9 protein-coding genes are annotated in these 8,482 nt (G+C 42.4%); 4 read left to right on the forward strand and 5 right to left on the reverse strand.

Features of this window, described 5'->3' with window-relative positions:
* From EWV84_RS02160 to EWV84_RS02170, 3 genes are all read right to left on the reverse strand, one after another.
* On the reverse strand, positions 1-140 hold a 140-nt coding region (locus EWV84_RS02160), incomplete at its 3' end, for a helix-turn-helix domain-containing protein (protein ID WP_287076126.1).
* 808 nt (positions 141-948) lie between these two features.
* The gene (locus EWV84_RS02165) at positions 949-1,299 is read right to left on the reverse strand and encodes a hypothetical protein (RefSeq protein WP_287076122.1); all 351 of its coding nucleotides are present in this window, start codon (positions 1,297-1,299) and stop codon (positions 949-951) included.
* Positions 1,300-1,392: 93 nt separating this feature from the next.
* Positions 1,393-2,451, reverse strand: a complete 1,059-nt coding sequence (locus EWV84_RS02170) for a tocopherol cyclase family protein (RefSeq protein WP_287076123.1) — start codon at positions 2,449-2,451, stop codon at positions 1,393-1,395.
* A 2-nt stretch (positions 2,452-2,453) separates the two neighbouring features.
* On the opposite strand from EWV84_RS02170, the gene EWV84_RS02175 reads away from it, so the two are divergent.
* Positions 2,454-3,704, forward strand: coding sequence for an FGGY-family carbohydrate kinase (locus EWV84_RS02175; RefSeq protein WP_287076124.1), 1,251 nt, complete (start codon positions 2,454-2,456; stop codon positions 3,702-3,704).
* A gap of 169 nt (positions 3,705-3,873) precedes the next feature.
* Here EWV84_RS02175 and EWV84_RS02180 read toward each other — a convergent pair whose 3' ends face one another.
* A complete protein-coding gene (locus EWV84_RS02180; RefSeq protein WP_286827014.1) occupies positions 3,874-4,455 on the reverse strand; it encodes a thioredoxin family protein in 582 nt (193 codons plus the stop codon).
* A 304-nt stretch (positions 4,456-4,759) separates the two neighbouring features.
* Here EWV84_RS02180 and EWV84_RS02185 point away from each other — a divergent pair, with 304 nt between their 5' ends.
* Positions 4,760-5,575 (forward strand): hypothetical protein, encoded by an 816-nt coding sequence (locus EWV84_RS02185; RefSeq protein WP_286827015.1) that lies wholly within the window; start codon positions 4,760-4,762, stop codon positions 5,573-5,575.
* 161 nt (positions 5,576-5,736) lie between these two features.
* Here the strand turns inward: EWV84_RS02185 and glmU are convergent, their stop codons facing one another.
* Entirely contained in the window at positions 5,737-7,089 is a 1,353-nt protein-coding gene (gene glmU, locus EWV84_RS02190) for a bifunctional UDP-N-acetylglucosamine diphosphorylase/glucosamine-1-phosphate N-acetyltransferase GlmU (RefSeq protein WP_287076128.1), read from the reverse strand.
* 191 nt (positions 7,090-7,280) lie between these two features.
* Here glmU and EWV84_RS02195 point away from each other — a divergent pair, with 191 nt between their 5' ends.
* Complete coding sequence (locus tag EWV84_RS02195) at positions 7,281-7,448, forward strand: hypothetical protein (protein WP_002801704.1); 168 nt, start codon at positions 7,281-7,283, stop codon at positions 7,446-7,448.
* Positions 7,449-7,540: 92 nt separating this feature from the next.
* A complete protein-coding gene (locus EWV84_RS02200; RefSeq protein ID WP_286825268.1) occupies positions 7,541-8,284 on the forward strand; it encodes a DUF561 domain-containing protein in 744 nt (247 codons plus the stop codon).
* Positions 8,285-8,482: the final 198 nt, after the last annotated feature.

An 8,482-nucleotide genomic window follows, 5' to 3' on the forward strand; every position in this document is an offset into this window, starting at 1 on the left:
CTTTCTTGTCTTTCGTACCATGCTTGTGTTCTGAGATGGAGTGCCTTATTGTAAACCAATCTTACACAGCCCAAGGTGCGCCGCAATAGCGACTCTTGTTCGGGTGTGGGGTAAAATCGAAACCAATAGGCTTTTTCCATGGGGAGCATTTTAGCATATATTCCGTAAATGTGCTAATATTTGACGGTAAAGCCAACCTAGAACGGCGGGGTTTCAGACCCAGTTTTTCGATGATCGAGGGATTATTATCACCTCTGCTGGAACGATTATAGCGATTTGTCGCACCTTGACAATCTATATTTTTTCCGTTCGTTGTCCTATCAGCTTTTACGCACTTATGCAGCAATACCGACAATCAGCAATTATCAGTGACTCTTAAGATGTTAGGTCACAAGTGGCTGAACAAACGGGAATAATTATGCAAACCCCATCGCAATTTGTAATCAGAGATTGCTGATTGACACTCCCGTCGCTAAAAGCCTATCCATTAGTCACATATTTCTTAACATAAAATTTGACAAAAAGAGAAAAGTGTGCAAGATGGCTCAAGGGGGTTCTATCGGGTAAATAATTTGATGAAATAGTTTCCAAGTCTCGCCGATGATATCATGTAAGGGATGTTCTTTGATTCTTTCTACTGTACTTTTAGCTTAGGCTGCAATTAAATCTGAAGGTTGAAAGTGGGGCGGGAACAATTAACCATCTTTACCATTACTTTTGACAAATAGTATTAATTATTATCAAAAAAAATATCGAGGGCGACTTCTGTAAAACCTAACTAAAAAAGCCTATTTTATTGACTTTAAAATAATTTTTTAGCCAGACTCACCGACCGATTCTATTTCTGAGCAGAGATTTACAACATTTCTTATAGGAATAAATTATAAACTAATGGGTTATTATCCTCTGAATAATAGCTGCTAACTCCTGAAAAGGAAGACTCTGTACCTAGCCATTAAAATAACTGCTATCCCACCTTTCAGAATATGGTTCCGTGGGAATATTTTCTTCATCTTCCACTTCTGTCTGCGCTACATAATATAATTTTAGTTCATGCAGTATATCGGTTATCGCTCTTTCTACAGCAATTTTTATTCTTAATCTTCGGGTGTGATAATCGTGAGATTTTTCCCCCAAAGTTTTGAAACTGCGGGGCAGAATTTGGATAGCATTATTCATGACTCGATCGATTTTAATCTCCGAGAGATATTGGCGAAAGTAACTAGGTAAATTCCTTAACTGTTCCCGCACTTCTGCTATCACTAATTGCTCAACAAAATTGAGAGAAGGTTGGTTCATGAAACGATTTTTTAGCGATCAAAAACTGACTCAATGTTAATACCGATCGATAAATAATAGCGTGATATTATCCCGTCGCAATGGTGATTTAAATCACTGTTTGCTCCAAGCTGATGGCCAAATACCGCCAATTTCGAGACCAGCTAGACAACTAGAGCTATTTATAAGGATTTTACCGCGACTATCAGCCAATTTTATCGATAATTTACCTTTGAGGGTATCTTGACAAGCAAAACAGAGACCTTTTTCTGTGGGTACACGCACGCGATCGGGAGGATGATCACTGATACCGATTAAGACAATGGTATAATTCTCGTTGGTTGCCCTCATTTCCCAGTATCCCCAGGGTTGCACTGTCCAAGTTAGTTGAGAATTCCAGATATCAAACTTATAAAAGCGATTTTGCCAGTGAATACCGATAATTCCCACCGATTCCGTCCAGTTCAGAACTTTCCGGGTAGAACCCACTGCGGTTAAGGTTAAATCGGGATTTTCAGGGAAAGCATTACAATTAATCCAAAACCACTTTTCGGGGAAAGAATAACCCCAATTTTTCTCGCTATAAAAAGGTACATTCTCAAATTGGTAATTTTTTCCCCCATAGGTAATCATTCCCGTTGCTAAACCATGAGCAGTTAAAATCTGCCAACCCGGGTCAAAAATCGGTAAATAAGATAATATTCCTGCTGTTGCTTGGGGTGGACGCTTTTTATCTCCCCAACTGTACCTAGTTTCAACGCGATAATCCCATTGACAGATTTCTCCAGTGACGGGATCATAAATTCGTCCTTGCTGCTGGTTTGCCGTTGCTTGATAACCCTCTTGAACAGACTCAAAAAAAGCTGACGGGGAAAGGAGACAGGGACGGATTTTTAAGTTAGTTTTTCCCCAATGGATAATGGCTAATTCCTGACGACTTGCCCAAAATTTATCCGTATCGGGAAAAGTGCGACAAAGATAATTAGATTCTATGGCTAAAATTTGTACCGCTCCGCCGCTATTGACTTGACCGCCGCTTGGGTCTTGAATAGAATACATAAAGGCGAATCCGTCGGCTAATTGCGGAATCATGACTCGGAAGTACCAACCTTCAAAAAATCGGGGACTGATACCATCCCAATGGTAGCCAGAATGAGGGGGTTGTGAAGACATCAATGGGTTTATCTTTAGGTATTGATTTTGGCACATCGGGAGCGCGAGCGATTGCTATTGATTCTAGCAAAAAAATCGTCGCTGAGGTTAATTATCCTTTCACCGATGCCAATTTTCAGGATTGGCAAAAGTCCCTATTTTATTTATTGGATAATCTAGGGGATTCGGTGCGTTCAGAACTTAAATCGATCGCGATTAATGGTACTTCCTCGACGGTGTTATTATGTGATAATTGGGGTAATCCTCTTTCTCAGGCAATATTATACAATGACGGGCGAGGAATTGCATTTTTAGAAGCAATTAAAGCTATAGCACCCCCTCACCATCCCGTGATTAGTGCTACCTCCAGTTTAGCTAAATTACTTTGGTGGAGTGAACAAGAAATTTTTTCGCAAGCGCGTTATTTTCTCTCGCAAGCGGATTGGTTAGCATTTCTGCTGCACGGTAAACTGGGAATTAGTGACTATCACAATGCCTTAAAGTTAGGTTATGATCTCGAAAATCTCTGTTATCCCGATTGGTTAGAGAATTTACCGATGTTTAATTTATTACCGCAAATTTTTGCCCCGGGTACAGCGATCGATACTATTAAACCGGATTTAGTGACTCGTTTTGCTATCCCGAAAGATTGTTTAATTTATACGGGAACCACCGACAGCATAGCGGCATTTTTAGCCAGTGGTGCTAATTCTTTAGGGGATGGGGTGACATCTTTAGGTTCAACTTTAGTCTTAAAATTATTAAGTAGCCAGAAAGTTGATGATAGTAACTATGGCATCTATAGTCATCGTTTAGGAAATTTGTGGTTAACTGGTGGGGCATCCAATACGGGAGGAGCAGTGTTAAAGAAGTTTTTTTATGATCAAGAATTGAGAAATTATAGTTTAGCAATAGATGGACAAAAAGAAAGTAATTTAGATTATTATCCTCTACTAAAAGCGGGCGAGCGCTTTCCAATTAATGATCCTTTTTTACCCGCAAAACTGACTCCTCGCCCCGATAATCCTCTAGAATTTTTGCATGGTTTACTGGAAAGTATTGCCCGCATTGAAGCTTTAGGTTATCACCGTTTACAGGAATTGGGAGCCAATAAATTAGAGCGAGTTTATAGTGCGGGTGGTGGGGCAAAAAATCCGACTTGGAGAATAATTCGTCAGCGTCATTTAGGGGTTCCCGTGCTTTTATCTAAACAGGATCAAGCGGCCTATGGTACTGCCCTATTAGCACAGCAATCGGTTACGCTATTGAAATAGGGTTTGCGGCAAAAAGTTTGTTGGTGGGGTTAGGAGTCGGTCGTCAGGAGTCAGTATTCAGGAGTCAGGAGACAGGAGATTATTTTATTTATTCTCCCCACACCCCACACCCCACACCCCACACCCCACACCCTACACCCTACACCCTACACCCCACACCCTTCGTTAATTAACCGTAATAGGGTGGCTCATTACCCGGTTTCCATTTGATATTACAGCCTAAACTCGGTTTTTGATCCGTCGGTACTGGTTGACCGGTTAAAACCTTGTCAATAGCGGCGCGCAGATCTTTGCCTGTCACCGGTACGCCATTACTAGGACGACTATCATCCAATTGACCGCGATAGACTAGGCTGCGTTGACTATCAAAGAGGAAAAAATCGGGGGTACAGGCTGCCGTGTAAGCTTTCGCCACTTCTTGGCTTTCGTCATAGCATAAATTGAATTTAAAGTCAAGAGTTATCGCCATTTTTTTCAAATTTTCGGGCGAATCATCGGGATATTTCTCCACGTCATTAGAACTAATTGCTAGGATGCCCAGATTGGTGTTAGCATAATCGCGACCTAGACGGGTAAGTTCTTCTTGAATGTGTTTAACAAAGGGACAATGTTCAGAGAGGAAGATGACTAACAGAGCGGTTTTAGCCGTAAAGCTGTCCAGAGAGATAGTTTCACCCGAAACCACATCGGGTAGGGCAAAACTGGGGGCTTTTGTCCCCAAATCTAACATTGTGGACTCGGTGCGTGCCATAAAGTTTATACTCTTTTCTATAGGGAGGACTGAGATTTTTATAACATTTCACGCTTCATCGCGCAAATTTAAGGCCTTAACCCGCATCAGTAATCAGTAATCAGTAAACAGTAATCAGTGAACTGATAAGCCATTGACCTATCTAAATTACTCGTTAATATTGTCTATGAGCAGGGAGAAGGGAGATAGGGAAGTGGGGAGAAGGGAGTAGAGAGCAGAAAGAAAAAAGCCGACTACTGACTACTGACTCCTGACTCCTTACCCCACAGTTAACCTTAATTTTGTCCAACTACTTAGAGGTTTTATGGCGTTTATTCTCATCAAAGGTAGATTTACCCCACAATTCGGTCAACCCGATGGGGATTCTGTCCGTTTTTTGGCAAACAATCGTCGCCTATTATTTGAATTAGAAGGTCGAAGACCGAATATTTCTCGTGATAACGGCACTGTGCAGTTACGTTTCGAGGGTATCGACGCAATCGAAAAAGGGGCAATTAAACCTTTATCGACTCAAGCTAAAGAGAATATGCTCGATTTAATCGGTTACGATCAAAATAATAATCCCACCCCCAAGGGCTATATTCTAGCGCGCATGGTGGATGACAGTTCTGGTCGTCCGATTTGTTTCGTTTTCGCAGGAAATACCGAGCAAGAAGATGGAGATGAAGTATTTTTAGATGCTAACCTACTGAGAGATTCCGTCAATTATCGGCAGGTACTAGAGGGTTATGCCTACCCTTTATATTACAATACGCTTTTTACCCAATTGCGACAAGAATTCAACAAAGCTTTAGCAGTGGCTAAGAAAGATAAAAAAGGTTATTGGCCTAGTGATAAAACTTTAACGGGAGTTACTGTTAAAAATAAGGATGACTTGAAAACAATCGATCCAATTTGGCCAAAATTATGGCGGCGATTGGAGGAGTATTTTCGTTCAGCAGATTCTTTAGCAGAATTTATCGATTTTCTCGAGGTTAAAAATGAGAGAATCGATATTCTTTCAGAGATGGAGGAAAGAGGACTGCAAAATATCGTCGCTGTCCAGGGAAATCTTGTTAAACTTACCGAATCTCCTGAAAATATTCGCGTAGTCGGTAAAGCAGGTCGTCGCGGCCGTTAAATCAGCAAACATCCCCCTTAATAACTATTTAGTTCACCTGTATAAGTAAGGGTTGAGTACCATTCAACCCCTCTTTCTTTCCTGCCCTTATCAAAGTGTTTATCTTGACTCTAATCTCGGAATTTAGCAACAGTTTTCTGTCCTTATATCCCGGAATTAACCTACTGAAACTGATCGGCCCAATTTTCGATCACACGCTGACTTTCGCGAGCAATAACTAAAGCGTTATCGGGGACATTTTTAGTGATAGTTGAACCCGCAGCCACGGTGACATTTTTTCCTAATTTTAAAGGGGCAACTAAAACACTATTTGCCCCAGTTTTTGTGCCACTGCCGATCATAGTTTTATGTTTCTTCACGCCATCGTAATTAGCAGTAATTGTTCCCGCACCAACGTTAACTTTTTCCCCTAAAGTGGCATCTCCCAAATAGGATAAATGGGCAATATTGGTTTTATTGCCGATGTCACTTTTTTTAATTTCAACAAAATTACCGACTCGACAATTAGCCCCAATTTTCGCTTCTCCGCGCAAATGAGCATAGGGACCGATGCGACAACCAGAATCCACCTGACTATCAGAAATAACCGAAAATAAGACTGTTACATCGCTGCCTATCCGACTATTTTCGATTAAACTCCCAGGACCGAGACGACAACCAGAAGCGATTATCGTCTCACCGCGCAGATGGGTTTGGGGTTCAATAATCACATCGGGACTGAGGGTGACAGTATCCTCAATGGTGACACTATCGGGGTCAATAATGGTGACTCCAGCAGCCATCCAATGATCCTTAACTCTAGTTTGCAGGATATCATAGGCGGTGGCTAATTGTTTGCGATCGTTAATGCCGCTAATTTCTAAACAATCCTCCACATCCACAGCCATGACGGGAGCGAGAAAATTGACCACATCCGTGAGATAGTACTCACCTTGATCGTTATTGGGCGTTAAATTAGGCAGTATCGCCGCTAATTTTGACCAATTAAAGCAGTATATACCCCCATTAATCCGATGGTTTTGTCTTTGGGCATCGGTACAGTCTCTTTCTTCCACAATCTGCTTAACGAGATTATTGCCATCACAAAAAACTCGACCGTAACCTTTCGGGTTAGGAAGATTAGCAGTTAATAGGGTGGCGGCGTTACCATGGTTTTTATGAATCTGGAGAAGATTTTGCAAGGTTTCGGGACGCAACAGAGGAACATCGCCATTTAAGACCAACAAATCCCCCTGAAAGTCCTCTAAATGGGGGATTAACTGCTGAATAGCATGGCCAGTGCCTAACTGTTCCCTTTGTTCGACAAATTCGATATCCTCAAGATGCTGTAGAGTATTTCGCACCTGTTCTCCCTGATAACCGATAATTACCAGTTTTCGCCGGGGATGTAAGGATTCGCTGACATTAAGCACCCGTTCCACTAGCGATCGACTGCCGAGGGGATGTAAAACTTTCGGAAGGCTGGACTTCATTCGGGTTCCCTTACCCGCCGCTAAAATTGCTACCGCTACCATGGTCATGCTTGCCAATATCGTTCGCGACTGAGTATATCGCACTCCGATCCCTTTGGTTGCAAGAATTTTTTCTCTCTTTCATCCTGTGCCAGTTGAGAAACTACCATAAAAAGGTTTTCTTTAAGACATTGTTAAGGTACTATACACAAATTGAAACAATTGAAGATAATTAGTCCTCTATAGATACCACTATGACAACTGTGCTAACCAAGGAATCCTCCGCAATGAAACAGATTCGCACCACCTACCAAGCTGACCAACAGGTGAAATACCTGCATCTAGAAGCGGAAATCGAGGTACTGCTGCAACAACTGCAAAACCTCAAGCGCAAAAACCAAGAGAATCAAAACCTAAATTAAAGAAAATTTCCCTAATAATTCTCAAATCCCACCCTCTTACTGGCGAGAAGGTGGGAAAATGTTTTTTGAGAATTCCAGATAGGTGCAGATTAATGATCAATTTTACCTTACAGCAAGCCTTCGCCCGTCGTCATGCCCTGAAAGTGATCAGTGGGTTAAATAATTTCGATCGCTCGCAGGTTCTCTCAGTAGTTAAAGCCGCTACCGCCGGAGGAGCAACTTTTGTCGATATTGCCGCTAATGCTGACCTAATTCGGGCGGTAAAAGCCTTGACAAATTTACCCGTGTGTGTATCGGCCGTTGAGCCAGAATTGTTGGTGATGGCAGTGGCGGCCGGGGCCGATTTAATTGAGATCGGTAATTTCGATAGTTTTTATGCTCAAGGACGCATTTTTGAAGCGGCGGAAGTTTTAGCCCTAACCCGTCAAACTCGCGACTTACTGCCCGAAATAACCCTGTCTGTGACAGTTCCCCATCTGCTGCCCCTCGATGAACAGGTGAGACTAGCGGAAGCTTTAGTTAGTCAGGGTGCTGACATTATTCAAACCGAAGGCGGCACTAGCAGTCAACCCCTTCACGCCGGTATTTTGGGACTGATTGAAAAAGCTGCCCCGACTCTAGCGGCAGCCCACGCTATTTCCCATGCGGTTAAGGTTCCCGTCCTCTGCGCTTCCGGTTTATCCATTGTCACCGCTCCTATGGCGATCGCTGCTGGAGCGGCCGGTATCGGTGTTGGTTCGGCGATCAATCAATTGGATAATGAAGTGGCTATGGTGGCAGCCGTGCGCGGTTTAGTCGAATCTCTGCAAGCACAACCTGTCCATGTTGGCAACTAGAACAATTTTTGTCTAGATACTGCACAGAAGGAGCAAACTGCTCCTTCTCTTTTTCCATCAGTTATCAGTTATCAGTTACCACTCACCGTTCGCTTATTTTTTGAGGTCAGGTAACGAAAATATGGCTGAAAAGCTGACCCCGTAAAGGATTGAGCGAACGTTACTGACCCATTTTTATCCATCAGCAAAGAAGTCAGT

The sequence above is a fragment of the Microcystis sp. M_QC_C_20170808_M3Col genome (genome assembly GCF_007095505.1).
In the GTDB taxonomy this organism is placed as follows: Bacteria; Cyanobacteriota; Cyanobacteriia; order Cyanobacteriales; family Microcystaceae; genus Microcystis.

Bases quoted from the DNA above. Each gene is read 5' to 3' on its own strand.
- EWV84_RS02165 (WP_287076122.1), bottom strand. From the start codon at position 1,299: ATGAACCAACCTTCTCTCAATTTTGTTGAGCAATTAGTGATAGCAGAA.
- EWV84_RS02170 (WP_287076123.1), bottom strand. From the start codon at position 2,451: ATGTCTTCACAACCCCCTCATTCTGGCTACCATTGGGATGGTATCAGT.
- EWV84_RS02175 (WP_287076124.1), top strand. From the start codon at position 2,454: ATGGGTTTATCTTTAGGTATTGATTTTGGCACATCGGGAGCGCGAGCG.
- EWV84_RS02180 (WP_286827014.1), bottom strand. From the start codon at position 4,455: ATGGCACGCACCGAGTCCACAATGTTAGATTTGGGGACAAAAGCCCCC.
- EWV84_RS02185 (WP_286827015.1), top strand. From the start codon at position 4,760: ATGGCGTTTATTCTCATCAAAGGTAGATTTACCCCACAATTCGGTCAA.
- glmU (WP_287076128.1), bottom strand. From the start codon at position 7,089: ATGGTAGCGGTAGCAATTTTAGCGGCGGGTAAGGGAACCCGAATGAAG.
- EWV84_RS02195 (WP_002801704.1), top strand. From the start codon at position 7,281: ATGACAACTGTGCTAACCAAGGAATCCTCCGCAATGAAACAGATTCGC.
- EWV84_RS02200 (WP_286825268.1), top strand. From the start codon at position 7,541: ATGATCAATTTTACCTTACAGCAAGCCTTCGCCCGTCGTCATGCCCTG.